This window comes from Nocardiopsis tropica (assembly GCF_042660575.1).
Taxonomy (GTDB): domain Bacteria; phylum Actinomycetota; class Actinomycetes; order Streptosporangiales; family Streptosporangiaceae; genus Nocardiopsis; species Nocardiopsis tropica.
Map to the genome: position 1 here is coordinate 107,201 of NZ_JBHSUF010000018.1, position 18,042 is coordinate 125,242.

The 18,042-nt window shown below is 74.2% G+C and carries 13 protein-coding genes; 10 read left to right on the plus strand and 3 right to left on the minus strand.

Annotation, left to right across the window (positions count from 1 at the left end):
* Nucleotides 1-110: 110 nt before the first annotated feature.
* A complete protein-coding gene (locus ACFQBR_RS25585) occupies nucleotides 111-2,429 on the plus strand; it encodes a serine/threonine protein kinase (protein WP_352985127.1) in 2,319 nt (772 codons plus the stop codon).
* A gap of 40 nt (nucleotides 2,430-2,469) precedes the next feature.
* Nucleotides 2,470-4,191 (plus strand): serine/threonine protein kinase, encoded by a 1,722-nt coding sequence (locus tag ACFQBR_RS25590; protein ID WP_344183951.1) that lies wholly within the window; start codon nucleotides 2,470-2,472, stop codon nucleotides 4,189-4,191.
* A gap of 144 nt (nucleotides 4,192-4,335) precedes the next feature.
* Here ACFQBR_RS25590 and ACFQBR_RS25595 read toward each other — a convergent pair whose 3' ends face one another.
* Nucleotides 4,336-5,001 (minus strand): TetR/AcrR family transcriptional regulator, encoded by a 666-nt coding sequence (locus ACFQBR_RS25595; RefSeq protein ID WP_267949158.1) that lies wholly within the window; start codon nucleotides 4,999-5,001, stop codon nucleotides 4,336-4,338.
* Between the two features lie 158 nt (nucleotides 5,002-5,159).
* Between ACFQBR_RS25595 and ACFQBR_RS25600 the strand changes: the two genes are divergently transcribed.
* Complete coding sequence (locus ACFQBR_RS25600; RefSeq protein WP_344182805.1) at nucleotides 5,160-6,032, plus strand: alpha/beta hydrolase; 873 nt, start codon at nucleotides 5,160-5,162, stop codon at nucleotides 6,030-6,032.
* A 91-nt stretch (nucleotides 6,033-6,123) separates the two neighbouring features.
* Here the strand turns inward: ACFQBR_RS25600 and ACFQBR_RS25605 are convergent, their stop codons facing one another.
* The gene (locus ACFQBR_RS25605; protein ID WP_378554620.1) at nucleotides 6,124-6,729 is read right to left on the minus strand and encodes a uridine kinase family protein; all 606 of its coding nucleotides are present in this window, start codon (nucleotides 6,727-6,729) and stop codon (nucleotides 6,124-6,126) included.
* A 112-nt stretch (nucleotides 6,730-6,841) separates the two neighbouring features.
* Here ACFQBR_RS25605 and ACFQBR_RS25610 point away from each other — a divergent pair, with 112 nt between their 5' ends.
* From ACFQBR_RS25610 to ACFQBR_RS25640, 7 genes are all read left to right on the plus strand, one after another.
* Nucleotides 6,842-8,017: an ROK family transcriptional regulator gene (locus tag ACFQBR_RS25610; protein WP_267949161.1), complete on the plus strand. Its 1,176-nt coding sequence runs from the start codon at nucleotides 6,842-6,844 to the stop codon at nucleotides 8,015-8,017.
* Nucleotides 8,018-8,371: 354 nt separating this feature from the next.
* Entirely contained in the window at nucleotides 8,372-9,511 is a 1,140-nt protein-coding gene (locus ACFQBR_RS25615) for a substrate-binding domain-containing protein (RefSeq protein WP_330161835.1), read from the plus strand.
* An 85-nt stretch (nucleotides 9,512-9,596) separates the two neighbouring features.
* Nucleotides 9,597-10,397, plus strand: a complete 801-nt coding sequence (locus ACFQBR_RS25620) for an ATP-binding cassette domain-containing protein (protein ID WP_267949163.1) — start codon at nucleotides 9,597-9,599, stop codon at nucleotides 10,395-10,397.
* A complete protein-coding gene (locus tag ACFQBR_RS25625) occupies nucleotides 10,394-11,674 on the plus strand; it encodes a sugar ABC transporter permease (protein WP_267949164.1) in 1,281 nt (426 codons plus the stop codon). Before ACFQBR_RS25620 ends, ACFQBR_RS25625 begins: the two co-directional genes overlap by 4 nt.
* A 241-nt stretch (nucleotides 11,675-11,915) precedes the next feature.
* On the plus strand, nucleotides 11,916-12,707 hold the full coding sequence (locus tag ACFQBR_RS25630) for a sulfite exporter TauE/SafE family protein (protein WP_267950329.1): 792 nt from the start codon (nucleotides 11,916-11,918) through the stop codon (nucleotides 12,705-12,707).
* Between the two features lie 361 nt (nucleotides 12,708-13,068).
* A complete protein-coding gene (gene dxs / locus ACFQBR_RS25635) occupies nucleotides 13,069-14,997 on the plus strand; it encodes a 1-deoxy-D-xylulose-5-phosphate synthase (protein WP_344182810.1) in 1,929 nt (642 codons plus the stop codon).
* A 119-nt stretch (nucleotides 14,998-15,116) separates the two neighbouring features.
* Complete coding sequence (locus ACFQBR_RS25640) at nucleotides 15,117-16,514, plus strand: FAD-dependent oxidoreductase (protein WP_344182812.1); 1,398 nt, start codon at nucleotides 15,117-15,119, stop codon at nucleotides 16,512-16,514.
* Here the strand turns inward: ACFQBR_RS25640 and ACFQBR_RS25645 are convergent, their stop codons facing one another.
* Entirely contained in the window at nucleotides 16,515-18,002 is a 1,488-nt protein-coding gene (locus tag ACFQBR_RS25645) for a neutral zinc metallopeptidase (protein WP_344182814.1), read from the minus strand.
* Nucleotides 18,003-18,042: the final 40 nt, after the last annotated feature.

The following is an 18,042-nucleotide window of genomic DNA, read 5'->3' on the forward strand; positions in this document are numbered from 1 at the left end:
CGGAACAGGGCGGCGACCGGATTCGGGACAGCCGGAACCTGGCTATAGTTCCCACGGGCCCGTCTCGGGCCATCCAGGGGGAAGCACGACGACGAATCGAGGGCTGGACGGTGGACGACCTCCAGAACCAGGCCGGGGGCGCCGGGGCGGGAAGGTCATCGGGCCGGACCGTCGGCCACTACCGCCTCGTGCGCTCGTTGGGGCGCGGGGGCTTCGGCGAGGTGTTCCTGGGGGAGGCCCCGGACGGGAGCCGTGCGGCCGTCAAGGTGCTGCACGCCACGTGGGCGGGCGACCCGGAGATGCGGCGCCGCTTCACCGCCGAGGTGGAGCAGGCCCGCAGGGTGAGCGGTTTCTGCATCGCGGCGATCCTGGACGCCGATCCGGAGGCTGCGGAGCCGTGGATCGCGACCGAGTTCATCGACGGCCCCACCCTCCAGGCCGCCGTCGCCCACGACGGCCCCCGCAGCGGGGTGGAACTGCACCGGCTGGCGATCTCCACCGCGACCGCGCTGGCGGCCATCCACGCGGCCGGTGTCGTGCACCGCGACCTGAAGCCGGACAACATCATGCTGGCCGCGGACGGTCCCCGGGTGATCGACTTCGGCATCGCCCGTGCCGTCGAGACCACCTCCGTGACCGCCAGCGGCGTGGTCGGGACGATCGGCTACATGGCGCCCGAGCAGCTGGAGGGGGCCCGGCTCACCTCGGCCGTGGACATCTTCTCGTGGGGGTCGGTGATGGTCTACGCCGCGACGGGCAAGGAGGCCTTCCACGGGCCCACCCAGGCCTCGCGCATCGCCCGCATCCTGGGCGGGGAGCCCGACCTGGGGCCCCTGGGCGAACCGCTGGCCGGAATCGTCCGCTCCTGCCTGGACAAGGACCCCGACCGGCGCCCCGACGCCGCGACCCTCCTCAACCGGCTGATCTCCGCCCCGGCGAACGGCGGGCCCGCGCCCGGTACCGGTGCCCACGGGGCGTTCCCCGCCACCGGGCGCCCGGAGGCCGCGCCCGACGGCGGCACCCGCGTCGGCGTGGAGCGCACCAGGATCGCCGGCGACGCGCCCCCGCAGTTCGACCCCACCAGGGTGGCCCCGCAGGCCCCCGTGGACCCCACCCGGGCCTACACCCGGTCGGCGCCGGACGCGGCGCGTGCGCACGCCGTCGGCCACGCGCCGCCCGCACCGGGGCACGCCTCCGGCGTCCGCGGGGGCCCGCCGCCCTACACGGCGCCGGGCACGCCCACGCCGCCGCCGTACCCCCCGCCGTTCCACCCGGGACCGCGGACCGGTGCGCCCGGCCTCCCCGCCCCCTCGACGTACCGTGAGGGCGGGGTGCCGCCGTACCACTTCCACGGCGTCCGCTTCACCGACCCCCGCGACCTCGCGGAGGCCATGCAGCAGAACTGGGGCTCCGCCGTCCAGGTCTTCCAGGACCCCGCCCAGCGCGCCGCGCTGGGCGCCTGGCTCGTCGACGACCTCGGCGACACCGTCCTGGACCGGTCCCTCTTCCGCGGCCACGTCAACAACGACGCCAACCTGGCGCTCGCCTCGTTCATCGCGCAGCTGCGCCCCGACCTGCCGCCGGTCTTCCGGGGCCGGGGCGCCACCGTGGCCGAGCTCGGGGAGCTGTTCACCGACCCGCGCCCGCTCCTCACCGGCGCGCCCCTGGCCAACGAGATGGTGCTTCTGGCCAGGCCCGGTGTGCTCAGGATCCTGGGCGCCCACCACGGGGACGACTCCGGGGAGCTGACGCGGCTGGCGGACCGGCTCGACGAGGCCGAACGCGCCGGCAACGCCTTCCACGACCAGCTCACCTCCGAGCTCGAGGGGTGGCGCACGGCGCGCGTGAGCGTCAGCGCCGCCCTGATCCTCGCGTTCCTGCTGCACCCGGAGCGGCTGGTGCCGCCCGGCGACGGCGGCGACAGGGGCGTGGGCGAGTGGATCGACATCCTCTGGGGCCGCGTCCGGAACGCCCCCGCACCGGCCGACGCCGGGTGCGCGGCCGTGGTCTACGGCGCGCTGCCCACCCTGCGGGCGCTCGCAGAGCAGCGCAGGCACTGGGAGGACCGCCACGGCACGGTCGGCGCCCGGCACGAGGCGCTGCGGCGCAAGGTCGACATCCAGGAGAAGCTGGTCCTCGCGCTGAGGGTCTGCCGGTTCGCGGTGCTCGGTCTCCCGGCCGGGATCGTCATGGGGCTCGCGTCGGCGGACGGCACCCTGACCGGCCTGCTGGTGGTCGTCGGGGTCATGGGCGTGGCCGGAGTGGTCGGCGCGGGGACCGCCGTCCGCGTCGTCTCGGGCGGTCCCGCCCGGCGCCACCAGCGCTACCAGGAACTGAACGGGGTGGCGGCACAGCTGCCCCAGCTGACCACGGGGGTCACCCGCATCAACGGCGATCTGCGGAAGGCGCGTGCGATCTGCGGGGTCTGACCCGATCCGCCCAGGCGGACACAACAGGAGAGGGAGAACCGTGGACGACCCTGGTCGTACCGCAGGGGACTACCGCCTCGTGCGCTCGTTGGGGCGCGGGGGCTTCGGTGAGGTGTTCCTGGGGGAGGCGCCGGACGGGAGCCGTGCGGCCGTCAAGGTGCTGCACGCCACGTGGGCGGGGGATCCGGAGATGCGGCGCCGCTTCACCGCCGAGGTGGAGCAGGCCCGCAGGGTGGACGGTTTCTGCATCGCGGCGATCCTGGACGCCGATCCGGAGGCTGCGGAGCCGTGGATCGCGACCGAGTTCATCGACGGCCCCACCCTCCAGGCCGCGGTGAAGGGGGACGGGCCGCGCGCCGGCGTCGAGCTCCAGCGCCTCGCCGTCGGCACGGCCACCGCCCTCGCCGCGATCCACGCGGCCGGTGTCGTGCACCGCGACCTGAAGCCGGACAACATCATGCTGGCCGCGGACGGTCCGCGGGTGATCGACTTCGGCATCGCCCGCGCCCTGGAGACCACCTCCGTGACCGCCAGCGGGATCATCGGCACGGTGGGCTACATGGCGCCCGAGCAGCTGGAGGGGGAGCGCCTCACCTCGGCGGTCGACGTCTTCTCGTGGGGGTCGGTGATGGTCTACGCCGCGACGGGCAAGGAGGCCTTCCCCGGGCCGACCCAGGCCGCCCGCATCGCGCGCGTCCTCTCCGGGGAACCCGACCTCGACGGTGTGCCCGAGCCGCTCCGGGAGACCCTCCGTACCTGTCTGCTCAGGAGACCGGAGCACAGGCCCGACGCCAAGGTCCTGCTCCACCACCTCATCACGGGCGATCCCCTGGCCGCACTCCCCGCGCCCCGGGCGGCGTCCGTCGAACCGGTCGGCGACGCCGTGCCCTCCGGGCCCGCGACCGAGGAGATGCTGTCGCGGTTCGGCGGCATCGAGGACCTGCGCAAGCTCTTCGACGACCCCGGGCCCCTGCTCGCGGGTGATGCGGCGGCCGCCGAGTTCCGGCCGCTGGCCCGGCCCGCGGAGCTGCGGAGGATGGCGGAAATCGCCGGGGACGGAGCGCTGTTCGCCCTCGCCCGGGACCTGGAGGAGGGCGAGCGCGTGGGGAACGGGTTCGTCCGCGAGCTGACCGGGAGCCTCGGCGGGTGGGAGGGCGGCCACCACCGTGTGGACCCGGCCCTGATCCTGACCTTCCTGCTCAACCCCGGGCTGGCGGTCCCGCCGGACCCCGGCGGCCTGCCGGGGGTCGGTGAGTGGACGCGGATCCTGTGGACCCGGGTGGAGTACGCCTCGGGCCCTCCGCGGGCCGGGCACGCGGCCGCGGTCTACGCGGTGGTCCCCACGGTGCTCAGGGTCGCCCACCGGCAGCGGCAGTGGCGGGAGCGCACCACGGCGGTGCGGGGCGAGGCCGACGGCCTGCGCGCGACGGTGCGCAGACAGGAGGCCTACGCGTTCGGCAAGGGCGTGCTGGGCGTCCTCGGGGCGGTGCTGGTCCTCGCGGCCTTCGCCCTCGTGGCCTGGGGGGAGGGCGTGGATCCGGGTCTCCTGTTCGTGGCGGCCACCGCCTGCGGGGCGGGCTGGCTGCTGCTGTTGCGCCTCGACTCCCGCGCGCACGGGGGGAGGGAGGAGCGCAGGGAGAGGCTGCGCCGTCTCGAGAACCTGCCGCTCCCCGCACTGGGGGCCGGGCTGCGGGCGATGGAGGAGGACCTGCGAAGGGCCAGGGAGATCTGCGCGCCCCGGCCGGGGGCGCCCGGCCGGTGAGTCCGGCGCCCGCCGGAGCGGCGCCGCTCCGGCGCGCTGCGCGCGGCGGCCTCGGCGGAGGCCGGGGCGCTCACGGTCGTCGACCGCCCGGCGCCTCCAGGGGGCTGCGTGCCGCCCGGGGGCGCGGGGCAGGGCCGACGGGGGTCACCCGGCCGCGGCGGACGGTCGCCCGGTCCAGGGCCTGGGGGAGCCCGGCGGGGCCAGGGCGTCCAGCCGGGCGGTGACGGCGGTGCGCGCCATCGCGTAGGGCGCGTCCCTGTCGTCCTCCAGCAGGGAGACCGCGTTGGCGGTGTCCAGGAACGCGCGCAGCTCGAAGGCGAGCAGCGCGGGATCGGCCCCGGGGACGAGCTCGCCCAGCTGTCGGGCGTCCTCGGCGGTCCGGGTGAGCAGGTCGCGCCACTCGCGGTGGGTCTCCACGAGGGCGTCGCGGACCCGGCCCGGGCGGGACTCGAACTCGGCGGTGACGGTGTAGAAGAAGCACCCGCCGGAGAAGACCCGGTCCCGGGAGTAGGCGAGCCAGTCCTCGCACAGCCGCCACAGGCGTTCGACGCCCGGCCGGGTGCGCAGCGCCTCGCGCACGACGTGGCGGACGAAGACCGCCCTGCCGGCCTCGACGGCGGCGAGCTGGAGCTCCTCCTTGGACCCGAAGTGCGCGAACACCCCGCTCTTGCTGATCCGCAGCTCCTTGGACAGCCGGCCCAGGGAGAGCCCCTCCAGGCCTTCCACCGAGGCGATGTCCACCGCGCGGTCCAGGACCGCCCGCCGGGTCTGGTCGCCCCGCTGCAGGCGGCCGTCGGTCCGGGTCGTCATGCTCCTCCTCGGCTGGACTCGTCCCACGGGGGAGGTGAACGGTCGGTCGGGTACAAAGCGATCCTACTTGCCCCTTGACGGAAGCGACGTGCAAAACAAATAATACGATCGTTCGTAAAGTTTTCTGGATGCGGGCGTCCCGCGGAAAAGAGTCCACCGTGAACACAGCCCGTCTCGCGGGCGCGGCCGTCAACGCCGTCGCCCTCCCCGCCCCCGGCCTCGCGGGGGCCCTGGCGCGACGCCTGTGGGCCGACCCCCGCGGCCCGCGCCCGGTCGCCGCGGAGGACCTCGAACTCCACGGGAGCGCCCGGACGGAGTCCTTCGACGTCGGGAGGTGGAAGGTCGTCGCCTACGCCTGGGGCGACGGCGCCCGTCCCGTCCTGCTCGTCCACGGCTGGCGCTCCCGCGCCGCCCGCCTCGCGCCGGTGATCCGGCGCCTGCTCGAACTCGGCTACAGCCCCGTCTCGTGGGACGCGCCCGGCCACGGCTCCACGGGAGGCCCGGTGGGCACCGTCCTGGACGCCTGGGAGGTCATGCGCCTCCTCCAGGACCGGCACGGGCACTTCGCGGCCGTGATCGGCCACTCCCTGGGTGCGCTCTTCGCCGTCCACGCCCTGCGGGAGGGCCTGCGGGCCGACCGGGCGGTCCTGGTCTCGGGGGTGTCGGACTTCGGGTTCCTCGTCAGCTCCTTCTCGGGAGCCCTCGGACTGCGGCCCCGGGCCGTGGAGGCGCTGCGCAGGGCCGTCGAGCGCCACTACTTCGACGGGGACCCGACCGTGTGGACCCGCTTCTCGGCCACGCACGCGCCGGAGTCGTTCGACCGGCCCGTGCTGCTCCTGCACGGCGAGGACGACGCCTACGTCCCGATCGGGGAGTCCCTGCGCACCGCCGCCGCGTTCGGGGACCGGGCCCGGCTGGTGCGGACCCGCGGAACGGGCCACAGCGGCATCCTCGCCGACGAGGCCGTCCTCGGCCTGGTCGCCGGGTTCGTCGGAGGCGCCGCCGACCCCGCCCCCGCCCAGGGGGGCTGAGACGGGGCGCCGGCCGTCCCGGCCCCGCCGTCCGGCCCGTCCCGGCGGGGGCGCGGGACGGGCCCGGCGGCGCCGACCGTCCCGCGCACGGTCACCGGGCGGGGTTGTCGACCACCAGGTCGGCGTGCTCCCGGGGGCGGTTCTCCACGTAGAAGGACTCCTCCTGCTCAGCCCACACGCGCCTGTAGGGCGCGTACACCGGAGCGTCACCGCGGGCGTCCAGCCTCCGGGCGCGCTCGTCGCCGGGTGCGGCCACCCAGACCAGCAGGTCCAGGAGGCCGCGCCCGGCGGCGGCGCCCGAACCGGTCCCCTCGACCACCAGGACCCCGCCCGCGGCGACGTCCCCGGGCAGCGGCGTCCACCCCCGCGCGAAGCCTCCCCGCTCCCAGTCGTAGCGACGCCAGGCCGCCCGCTCCCCCCGGGACAGCGGTTCGAGGACCCACTCCCGCAACAGCGCGGGCGCCTTGGCCAGCCCCTCCCACCCCGGGTAGAGGTCCTCCATGGACAGCACGGCCGCCGGCCGGCCCCGGCGCGCGAGCGCCGCGCGCAGCCGTGCGGCCACCGTGCTCTTGCCCGAGCCGGAGCGGCCCTCGACCGCGACGACCCGCGTCCCGCCCGGGGGGCCTCCGGAGGGGACCGCCTCTGCGAGCGCCTCCTCCCAGCCGTCGGCGGCGGTGCTGATGCGTGGTGCGTTCACGTTCGGACCCTAACCGGCGCGGGAGCCGAGTTCCGGCTTGCGTTCAATGCTTGTAGCATTCCTCGCAGCAGCGCCGAAGCGCTGGGGAGTGCCGACCGCAAAGGGGCCACTGGTGACCGACGCCGCAGCGACGCCGGGATCTCAGTCCTCCCTGCGCCGGGCCAACGAGCGCCGGGTCGTGGACGTGCTGCGGCGCGACGGCACGCGCACCCAGGCCGAGCTGGCCCGGACCACCGGGCTGTCGGCCGCGAGCGTGTCCAACATCGTGCGCGGCCTGCGCGCCGCCGGGACCGTGTCGGTGCGCGACACCTCCTCCAACGGCCGGCGCGCGCGTGCCGTCACGCTCCTGCGCCCGCCCGGCACCGTCGTCGCCGTCGACTTCACCGCCGACAGCGTCCGCGTCGCGGTCGGCGACAGCGAGGGCAACATGCTGGCCCGCGAGGAGATCGACTACGACGTGGGGTCCGACGCCGACCGGGCGGTGCGCCGCGCGGCCTGGCTGGCCGAGACCACCCTCCAGCGCGCCAGGATCGACCTGGGCACGGTCTCGTCCGTGGTCGCCTCGGTGCCGGGGCCCATCGACCCGGGCACCGGTGCGGTGGGGCACATCTCCTGCGTGCCCCGGTGGGCCGGGTTCCACCCCGCCAGGGCGCTGACCGAGCGGCTGGGCCTGGAGGTCCTGGCCGAGAACGACGCCAACCTCTCCGTCCTGGCCGAGCAGCACCGCGGGGCGGGCACGGGGGCCGAACACGTCATCCACCTGGTCATCGGCGACGGCGTGGGGGCGGGCATCATGATGTCCGGCCGGCTCTTCCGCGGCGCGGGCGGAACGGCGGGGGAGATCGGGCACATCGCGCTGGACCCGCGCGGCCAGGTCTGCCGGTGCGGCAACCGGGGCTGCCTGGAGACCTTCGTCGGCGCGAACTACCTGCTGGACATGCTGCCGCAGAACACCGACGTCGCCCGGGGGCCGGGGCCGGCACGGGTGGGCGACCTGGTCGGGGCGGCCACGGAGGGCGACCCCGGGAGCCGCCGGATCATCGCGGAGGCGGGCACCGCGCTGGGCCAGGGGATCGCGATCATGGCCAACCTGTTCAACCCGGACCGCGTGATCGTCGGCGGCGACCTGGCGGAGGCAGGGGAGCTGCTGCTGGACCCGATGCGGCGGGCGATGGAGCTGGGATCGCTGGGCAGCGCACTGGAGCGGCTCTCGCTGGTGCGCGGCGAACTGGGGCGGGACGCCGCCCTGTACGGGGCGCTGCGCATGGCCTCGCAGCACTCGAACTGATCCCTCCGCCCGCCGGGCCGCGCGCGTGCGCTCCCGCGGACTCCGACGGGGCGGCGCGGGTGCCGGCGCAGACCGACCCGGAGGCCGATCGGGGGTGAAGGGCCGGTGAACCGCGAGGTCACCGCCTGCGCCGGGCCGGTCACGGGTAAAACCTGAGACTTCCTCACATGGACGCCCACGCTCGGGTTCCCGCTCTGGCCTGGGTTTTTGATTCATTCAGCTCCTGAACTCAAGACCCGTGATGTTTCGGTTATGTGTTCAGGAGTTGACGCCAAGGTGGCGACGGGGTTTGACTGCACACCACCACTCGCGAGTTCTCCACCGTGAAACCCCCCGTCATGAGAGGCACCAGCGTTGAGTACACGACGCTTCGCACCGCACCGCAGGGCCGCCGCAGGCCTGGCGGCCACCGCCGCACTCGCCCTCCTCGCCTCCGGCTGCGCCGGCCTCACCACCACCGGTGGCGAGGGCGAGCAGGAGACCCAGAGCGTGGAGGAGGGCTTCCACGTCGGCCTCCTCCTCCCCGAGCTCCAGACCGCCCGCTACGAGGCCTTCGACAAGCCCTACTTCGAAGAGGCGCTCAACGAGCTCTGCCCGGAGTGCGAGCTCTCCTACGCCAACGCCGACCAGGACGTCGACGAGCAGCAGACCCAGGCCCAGGCCATGCTGACCGACGGGGTGGACGTCCTGGTCCTCGACGCCGTCGACTCCGCCGCGGCGGCCGGAACCGTCAACGAGGCCAGGTCCCAGGGCGTGCCGGTCGTGGCCTACGACCGCCTCGCCGAGGGCGGCGTCGACATGTACGTCTCCTTCGACAACTTCCGGGTCGGACAGGTCCAGGGCGAGGCCCTGCTCGCGGCCCTGGAGGAGGACGGCAACGAGGACGGCCAGATCGTCATGATCAACGGCTCGCCCACCGACCCCAACGCGGCGGACTTCAAGGCGGGCGCCCACGACGTCCTCGACGGCGCCGTCGAGATCGGCCAGGAGTTCGACACCCCGGACTGGTCGCCCGACCAGGCCAACAGCCAGATGGAGGGCGCGATCACCTCCCTGGGCGTCGACGAGATCGCCGGCGTCTACTCCGCCAACGACGGCATGGCCTCGGGCGTCATCTCGGCCCTGCGCAGTGCCGGGGTCGCGGTCGAGGACCTTCCGCCCGTCACCGGCCAGGACGCCGAGCTCGCCGGGATCCAGCGCGTCGTCGCCGGCGAGCAGCACATGACCGTCTACAAGGAGATCCGCCCCGAGGCCGAGGTCGCCGCCGCCATGGCGGTCGCCCTGGGCACGGGCGAGGACCTCCAGCTCGACGGCTACGAGATCACCGAGGTCGAGGACGCCAACGGGGAGGCCGTCACCGCGGTCCTGCTCGACGTCATCGTCGTGACCGAGGACAACGTCCTGGACACCGTCGTGGCCGACGAGGTCTACAGCGTCGAGGAGATCTGCACCGACGACTACGCCGACACCGACTTCTGCCAGGAAAACCTCTAGAAGCGGCGCGAAGTCCCCAGCGCGCGGGGGCGGGCGGCTGAGCCCGCACCGCCCCCGGCCGGGACGAGGAGAGAGAAACGAGCGCATGAGCACACCCGTCCTGGAACTGTCCGGGATCTCCAAGACCTTCGGCGCCGTCAGGGCCCTGAGCGAGGTCGACTTCCAGGTCCGCCCCGGCGAGGTCGTCGCCCTGCTCGGCGACAACGGCGCGGGAAAGTCCACACTGGTCAAGGTCATCGCCGGCGTCCACCCCGCGGACAGCGGCGGGAGCATCGCGTGGGACGGAAAGCCGGTCGGCATCTCCGCCCCCGCCGACGCCCAGCGGCTCGGGATCGCGACGATCTACCAGGACCTCGCCCTGTGCGACAACCTGGACATCGTCGGCAACCTGTTCCTGGGCAACGAGAAGCTGCACTTCCCCGGAACCCTCGACGAGGTCGAGATGGAGAGCCGGGCCAGGGAGCTCCTCGACTCCCTGTCGGTGAGCATCCCCGACCTGCGCGTCCCCGTGGCCTCCCTCTCCGGGGGCCAGCGCCAGATCATCGCCATCGCCCGCTCCCTGCTGGGGCAGCCGCGCGTGGTCATGCTCGACGAGCCGACCGCGGCCCTGGGAGTGGCCCAGACCGCCCAGGTCCTCGACCTGATCGAGCGCCTGCGGGACCAGGGGCTCGGCGTGGTCCTGATCAGCCACAACATGGCCGACGTCCGCGCGGTCGCCGACCGCGCCGTGGTGCTGCGGCTGGGCCGCAACGCGGGGGACTTCCCCATCGCGGAGACCAGCTACGAGGAGATCGTGGCCGCCATCACCGGGGCCGCCGACAACCCGGTCAGCCGCCGCTCCGACCGCACCGGCTCCTCGGCCCTGGCCACGGAGGACAACCGATGACACAGCAGACCCACCTCTCCCACGAGTCCGAGGACGGGACACCCGAAGCGGGCGAGGCCAGGCGCGACCCCCGCCTCCTCGCCACGGCGGCCTCTCCCCGGGGCTGGCTCCAGGCGCTCCGGCGCAACCTGAGGGGCGGGGAGCTCGGCCCCCTCCCCGTCGTGGTCGGACTGCTGCTGATCGGCATCGTCTTCCAGTCGATGAACGACCGGTTCCTGTCCCCGCAGAACCTGTCCAACCTCACCGTGCAGATCGCCGCCGTCGGCCTGATGACCACCGGCGTCATCATGGTGCTGCTCCTCGGCGAGATCGACCTGTCGATCGGCTCGGTCTCCGGGCTGTCCGCGGCGGTCCTGGCCGTCCTCGCGGTGAACACGGGCCTGCCCGAGTGGGCCGCCATCGCCGCGGCCGTCGGGGTCGGGCTCCTGATCGGCCTGCTCCACGGCGTCATCTTCGCCAAACTGGGGGTGCCGGCCTTCGTGGTCACCCTCGCGGGCCTCCTCGGCTGGCAGGGCGTGCACCTCTACCTGATGGGCGCCGACGGCACCATCAACACCAGTCCCAGCGGCGCCATCGCGATGCTCACGCAGACGTACTTCGTCCCCTTCATGGGATGGGCCATCGCCGGCATCGTCATCGTGCTCTACCTGATCGCCGTCTTCGCGGTCGAACGGCGCCGGCGCCTGGCGGGGCTGCCCTACAAGCCCCTGGAGGAGGTCCTCTTCCGCGCGGCCCTGCTCACGGTGCCGATCGTCGGCGGCGTCTGGGTGCTCAACCAGTACAAGGGCGTGCCCCTGGCGTTCCTCATCTTCGTGGGCTTCGTGGTCGTCCTCGACCTCGTGCTGCGCAAGACCCGCTACGGGCGGATGGTCTACGCCGTCGGCGGCAACTCCGAGGCCGCCCGCCGGGCGGGCATCAACGTCGACCTGATCCGCATCTCGGTGTTCGGCATCGCGTCGACCCTGGCCGCGCTCGGCGGCATCATGCTGGTCTCCCGCAACTTCGCCGCCAGCGTCTCCACCGGCAGCGGGGCGGAGCTGATGATGGCCATCGCCGCGGCCGTCATCGGCGGGACGAGCCTCTTCGGCGGCCGGGGCAACGCCTACTCCGCCCTCCTGGGCGGCCTGGTCCTGGGCGCGATCACCTCCGGCCTCCTGCTGCTCCAGATGGACACCTCGGTGCGCTTCATGATCACCGCGGCCGTCCTCCTGGTCGCGGTCATCCTCGACGCGGTCTCGCGGCGGGGCCGCAAGACCCACGCACGGGGCGGTGCCTAGGAGTACTGACCTGAGAGATCGGTGACGCGGGAGGCGGGGGCGGTGCTCCCCGCCTCCCGTCCGGCCCGGTCCGGCGCCCCGTGCGCCGGGCCGGGCCCCGCCGTCCGCCGGGCCGCGGACGCGCACCCGGTTCGGTCATCCCATGCTCCTATCTCCTAATCCCGGTAGGGATGAGTGAGATGTAACGTCCCACGGCGTGCCCGCAGATATCTCCGCAGTCCCGCCCCCGTCCGCCCTCCCGATCCACCCGGCCGCCGCCCCGGCGCTCGCGGAGTACTTCTCACCGACCGGCCACGGCCTCCTCGGGGAGTCGGACCTGTGGGCGTTCGTCCTCGTGTGCGTCGTCGCGATCGTGCTCGGGGCGGCGGTCCAGAGCGCCGTCGGCCTCGGACTCGGCCTGGTCGCCGCGCCCGTCATCTCCTTCCTCGACCCCACGCTGATGCCGGGGAGCCTGCTGGTGACGGTCATCGTCCTGCCCGTCCTGACCCTCTTCCAGGAGTGGCGGCACGTGGACTGGCGGGGGCTCGCGTGGGGCCTTCCCGCGCGCGTGCCCGGGACCGTGCTGGGGGTGTGGGTGGTCGCCGTCCTGGAACCCCGTGCCCTCGCCGGCGCCGTCGGCGTCATGGTGCTCGTCGCCGTCGCCCTCTCGGTCCTGTCCCTGCGCGTGCGCATCACCCCGGGGTCGCTCGTGGCCGCGGGGGCCCTGTCCGGCTTCGCGGGCACCGCCACCTCGGTGGGCGGACCGCCGATGGCCCTGCTCTACCAGCACGAGGAGCCCTCGCGGGTGCGGGCGACCCTCGCCGCGTTCTTCCTGTTCGGCGGCGCGTTCTCCCTGGCGGCGCTCACCGCGGGCGGCCAGATGGACGTCCGCACCGCCGTGGTCGGTGCTGCCGCCGTCCCCTTCGTCGTCCTCGGGTTCCTGCTCGGCAACCTCCTGCGCCGCCGCTTCGACGCGGGGCGGCTGCGCGTGGCGATGCTGTGCGTGGTGGGCGCCTCCGCCGCCGGCCTGCTCGCGCAGGCCGTCCTCGGGTGACCCCGGACACGTCCGGGGCCGCCGGGACGCGCGGGGCGGACCCGGGGAGCCCCGGCCTCCCCGGAGCGCCCTCGGGCACCCCCGGCCCGGGCAACTGGGACAACTCCGTTCCCGAAACCGAGTAATGTACGCCAAAACCCGCGATACGCGGGGCGTTCCGCGCGGCTCCGGCCGCCTGGCGGGGGGTCCGCCGCGCGCGGGCCGCCTCCGGGGTCGTAGCCGTCGCAGGGCTGGGTAGGACCCGTGGACGCACACCCATAAACTCGGGTATGTATACCTGCCGGTAGCCAAAACCGGCCCACGTCAGGGGCCCGGGCTGGCACACTCAACGGACACGCTGGACGAGGGGACTGACGAGACAGTGGCACTGTTCGAGTCGATACACAATCCGGAAGCTCTCAAGAAGCTTCCGGCCGACCAGCTCCCGACGCTGGCACAGGAGATCCGGGACTTCCTGGTCGACTCCTGCTCCCAGACCGGCGGGCACCTCGGTCCCAGCCTCGGGGTGGTCGAGCTGACCATCGCCCTGCACAGGGTCTTCGACTCGCCGAAGGACCCCATCCTGTTCGACACGGGCCACCAGGCCTACGCGCACAAGGTCCTCACCGGCAGGCACGACTTCTCCAACCTCAAGTCGGAGGGCGGGCTCTCCGGCTACCCCTCCCGTGCGGAGTCCGAGCACGACTTCGTCGAGAACTCGCACGCGTCCACCGCGCTCTCCTACGCCGACGGCATGGCCAAGGCCAACGAGGTGCGGGGCCGCAGGGACCGCACCGTGGTCGCGGTCATCGGCGACGGCGCCCTCACGGGCGGCATGGCCTGGGAGGCGCTCAACAACATCGCCGAGCGCAAGGACCGCCGCCTCGTCATCGTGGTCAACGACAACGGCCGCTCCTACTCGCCGACCAGGGGCGGGCTCGCCGACCACCTCGCCTCACTGCGCATGGCCCCCGGCTACGAGCAGGCCCTGGACCTGGCCAAGACCACCCTCAACCGCACCCCGGTCGTGGGCCAGCCCATCTACGAGGCCCTGCACGGCCTCAAGAAGGGCATCAAGGACGCCATCCAGCCGCAGATGATGTTCGAGGACCTGGGGCTCAAGTACCTCGGCCCCATCGACGGCCACGACGAGCAGGGCCTGGAGAAGGCCCTGCGCCGCGCCCGCGACTTCGGCGGCCCGGTCATCGTGCACTGCATCACCCAGAAGGGCAAGGGCTACGCCCCGGCGGAGAACCACGACGAGGACCAGTTCCACGCCCCGGGCCCCTTCGACGTCGCCACCGGCCTGGCCAAGCCCGGGTCGAAGGCCGTCAAGTGGACCTCGGTCTTCGCCGACGCCATGGTGGAGATCGGCGCGGAGCGCGAGGACGTGGTGGCCATCACCGCCGCCATGCTCCACCCCACCGGTCTCAACAAGTTCGCGGACGCCTACCCGGACCGCATCTTCGACGTCGGCATCGCCGAGCAGCACGCCGCCACCGCGGCCACGGGCATGGCCATGAACGGCCTGCACCCGGTGGTCGCGGTCTACGCGACCTTCCTCAACCGCTGCTTCGACCAGGTGCTCATGGACGCCGCCCTGCACCGCCAGGGCGTCACCTTCTGCCTGGACCGCGCCGGGATCACCGGCAACGACGGCGCCAGCCACAACGGCATGTGGGACATGTCCATCCTCCAGGTGGTCCCCGGACTCCGCCTGGCCGCCCCCCGCGACGCCGAGCGCCTCCGCCTCCTGCTCAACGAGGCGGTCGCCGTCGACGACGCCCCCACCGTCGTGCGCTACCCCAAGGGCGCCGTGGCCGAGCAGGTGGACGCGGTCGGCCGGATCGGCTCCATGGACCTGCTCCGCCGCGCCGCCGACGACGGCCACGCCAAGGACCTGCTCATCGTCGGCGTGGGCACCATGGCCCAGGTCGCCTGCGAGGTCGCCGACCGGATGGCCGTCCAGGGCATCGGCGTCACCGTCGTCGACCCGCTGTGGGTCAAGCCGCTGGACGAGGCCCTGGTCGGCGAGGCCGCCGAGCACAGCGTCGTGGCCGTCATCGAGGACAACGGCCGCACGGGCGCCGTGGGCGACGCGGTGGCGCGCCTGCTGCGCGACCACGACGTGGACGTGCCGGTGCGCACGTTCGGCATCGCCCAGGAGTTCCTGGACCACGCCAAGCGCGACGACATCCTCCGGGCACAGGGGCTGACGCCCCAGGAGCTGTCCCGCAAGCTCACCGGGACGGTCTCCCGGTACACGGAGACGCGCAAGGGCGCCGAGGAGCTGGCCGACGAGAAGGCCTGACCCCCGGGCGCCGCGCGGACCGGCCCGGACGGGACCCCCCGTCCGGGCCGGTCCGCGTCCGGGACACGGCGCACCGCGGCCGACCCCTCGATCCGTCCCCGGGCTGTCAGAATGGGACCATGACCTCTCAGTCCGTCCGGCGGGAAGCCGGGGCCGACGACGCGCTCCGTGTGGCCGTGATCGGCTCCGGCCCGGCCGGCGTCTACACCGCCGACGCCCTCACACGGCAGCGGCGCGTCCCCGTCCGGGTGGACGTGATGGACCGACTGCCCACCCCCTACGGCCTCGTGCGCTACGGGGTCGCGCCCGACCACACCAAGATCAAGGGTGTGGCCGGGGCCCTGCGGGGCGTGCTGGAGCACCCCGACGTGCGCTTCGTCGGCGGGGTCGAGTTCGGCTCCGACCTCACCCGCGCCGACCTGGCCCGCTCCTACCACGCGGTCGTCTACGCCACCGGAGCCCCGGTGGACCGCCGCATGGGCGTGCCGGGGGAGGACCTCCCCGGGAGCGTCGCCGCGACCGACTTCGTCAACTGGTACTGCGGCCACCCCGACAGCGAGCTCGCGGGGTTCGTGCTCGACGCCGAGGAGGCCGTCGTGGTGGGGGCGGGCAACGTCGCCCTGGACGTCGCCCGCATCCTGGCCAAGACCGCCGACGAACTGCGGCACACCGACATACCCGAGCCGGTCCTGGAGGTGCTCGCCGCCAGCAGGGTGCGCACCGTCCACATCCTGTCCCGGCGGGGGCCCCTCCAGGCCCGGTTCACCGCGCCCGAGCTGCGCGACCTGCTCGCCCTGCCCGGCGCCGACGTGGTCGTGCCCGCCGAGCAGGTGGACGTCGACCCCGCGGCGGTGGGCACGGGCACGCACGAGACGCGCATGGTGGCCCGCGCCGCGCGCACCAACATCAAGCTCCTCCGGGAGCACGCGGGGCGTGCCCCCGAGGGGCGTCCCCGCACCGTGCGCCTGCACTTCTGGGCCCGGCCGCAGGAGGTCCTCGGCGGGAGCCGCGCCACGGGGGTGCGGGTGGAGCACACACGCCTGGACGACGGGGGACGCCTCGTCGGAACGGGGCGGACCACCGACCTGGACGCCGGGCTGGTGCTGCGCTCGGTCGGCTACGCGGGGGCCCCGCTGCCGGGCGTGCCGTTCGACGCCGAGGGGCGCACGGTCCCGCACGACGAGGGCAGGGTCCTGGACGAGGGGGGCCGGGTGGTCCGCGGGGACTACGTCGCCGGGTGGGTCAAGCGGGGCGCGACCGGGGTCATCGGCACCAACAAGTCCGACGCGGCGGCCACGGTCAGGTCCCTGCTGCGGGACGCCCCGGAGCTGCGTGCGGAGGTTCCGGACCCGGTGCCGCTGGAACAGGTCCTGGAGGAGCGGGGGATCGCGCACAGCTGGTACGACGACTGGCTGCGCATCGACGCGGCCGAGGCCCGCCAGGCGGCGGAGCTGGAGCGCGGGGAGCGGGTCAAGCTCCACGGCTGGGAGGCCTACCGGAAGGTCGTCGACGGCTGATCAGGTGACCTCGCCCGGTGCGGCGCCGTAGGTGTTGCAGGCGCTCACGGTCTCCTCGGACCAGCCCTGCTCCAGCCAGAACGCCCGGTTGCTCGCGCTGCCGTGGGTGTCGAGGTCCCCGCCCGAGTTGAAGTTGGCGTTGACCACCTCCAGGACGTCCCCGTCGCCGCCGGTGACGCCGCGCAGCCCGATCCCGGCCATGCACTCGGCCTGGAGCTCGGTGCGCCTGAGGGTGTCGAGCTCGTCGTCCTCGCTCCCGGCGTTCCAGCGCATGTCGTGCGAGACGTCGAGGATGCCGGTGGCGGACTGCACGTGGTGGCCGTACTCGTGTCCCATCAGGGCGATCCAGACGTCCTCGCGCTCGTCCACGGGGATCTGGGCGCTGAGCTGGCGCACGTTGGGCAGGACGACGGTGATGCGGTTCCAGTCGCTCTCGTAGTACGCGAGCGTGTACCCCTCCTCCTCGCCGGTGTCGGGCGACTCGCGGGTGACGGTGATCTCCGGGGTCCGGGAGGACAGGCCCAGGTCGTCCATGACCGGGGCCCAGAGCAGGTCCAGGCACTCGCCGGTGGTGGTCGCGAAGTCCTGCCACGACTCGTCCGAGCCGATGTCCAGCGCGGGGGTGTCGCAGTCGACGGCCTCCGGCATCGGAGCGTCGTAGAGGGGGTGGTCGGCGATGTCGATCTCGACGGCGTTGGGCCGGGCCGCCAGGTCCTCGTCGTAGAGGGCGGACAGGTCGGTGCCGGTCGGCTGCGGCTCCGGCTGCGGCGTCGTCGAGACCATGACGATGCTGGCGACCAGGGCGGCGACGGCGATCGTGCCCGCCACGGACGAGCCGACCAGGACGCCGAGGCCGCGGCGGCGCTGCGGCGGCGGGGGCTGCCCCCACGGTTGTCGGGGCGGCGGCCACGGGCCGTGTCCGCCGGGCTGCCCGTGGTAGGGGGCGGACGGGTGGTGGACCGGTGCGGCGTGCGGGGGGAGGGGCGGGTACGGTCCCGTCCGCGGGAACGGCTGCCCGGGCGCCGAGGGGCGGCCGGGGGTGTGGAACGGGTGGAGCGTGTGGGCCGTCGTCCCCGGGTCCTGCGGGCCGGGGGGCCGGCCGGGGGCGGGGAACCCCTGCCGCCCGGGGAGGGGGCCCTGCCACGAGGAGGTCGGCGGGCCCTGGGGCTGCCGCGCGCCCGGCAGGGGAGGGTGTGCGTACCGTCCCGTGGAGCCGGGTTCCGGGGCGGGCGGCCCGTCCTCGGAGGAGGGCGCGGGGGCGTGGCCGGCCTCCCGGTCGGCGGAGGCGCCGCCGGCGGCGGTCACCCCCTGGGAGGAGGGGGCCGGGTCCGCGGGCCAGGCAGGCCCGTGCTCCCCCTCCGGCGCGGGTTCGGACGGCAGGGGGGACGCTTCTCCGTCGCCCGCTCCGGAGGGGGAGGGGGCGTCTGCGGGGCCGGGCTGGTCGGGGCGGGGGGCGTCGCCCCGTTCACCGCCGGGTCGGTTCTCCACGGGGTCCGTCCTCGCTAGGGTGCCAGAGCCCACCGGGCTG

What these genes read in the sequence shown, in the direction of transcription:
- ACFQBR_RS25625 (WP_267949164.1), top strand. Translation starts at nt 10,394, where the DNA reads ATGACACAGCAGACCCACCTCTCCCACGAGTCCGAGGACGGGACACCC.
- ACFQBR_RS25640 (WP_344182812.1), top strand. Translation starts at nt 15,117, where the DNA reads ATGACCTCTCAGTCCGTCCGGCGGGAAGCCGGGGCCGACGACGCGCTC.
- ACFQBR_RS25595 (WP_267949158.1), bottom strand. Translation starts at nt 5,001, where the DNA reads ATGACGACCCGGACCGACGGCCGCCTGCAGCGGGGCGACCAGACCCGG.
- ACFQBR_RS25620 (WP_267949163.1), top strand. Translation starts at nt 9,597, where the DNA reads ATGAGCACACCCGTCCTGGAACTGTCCGGGATCTCCAAGACCTTCGGC.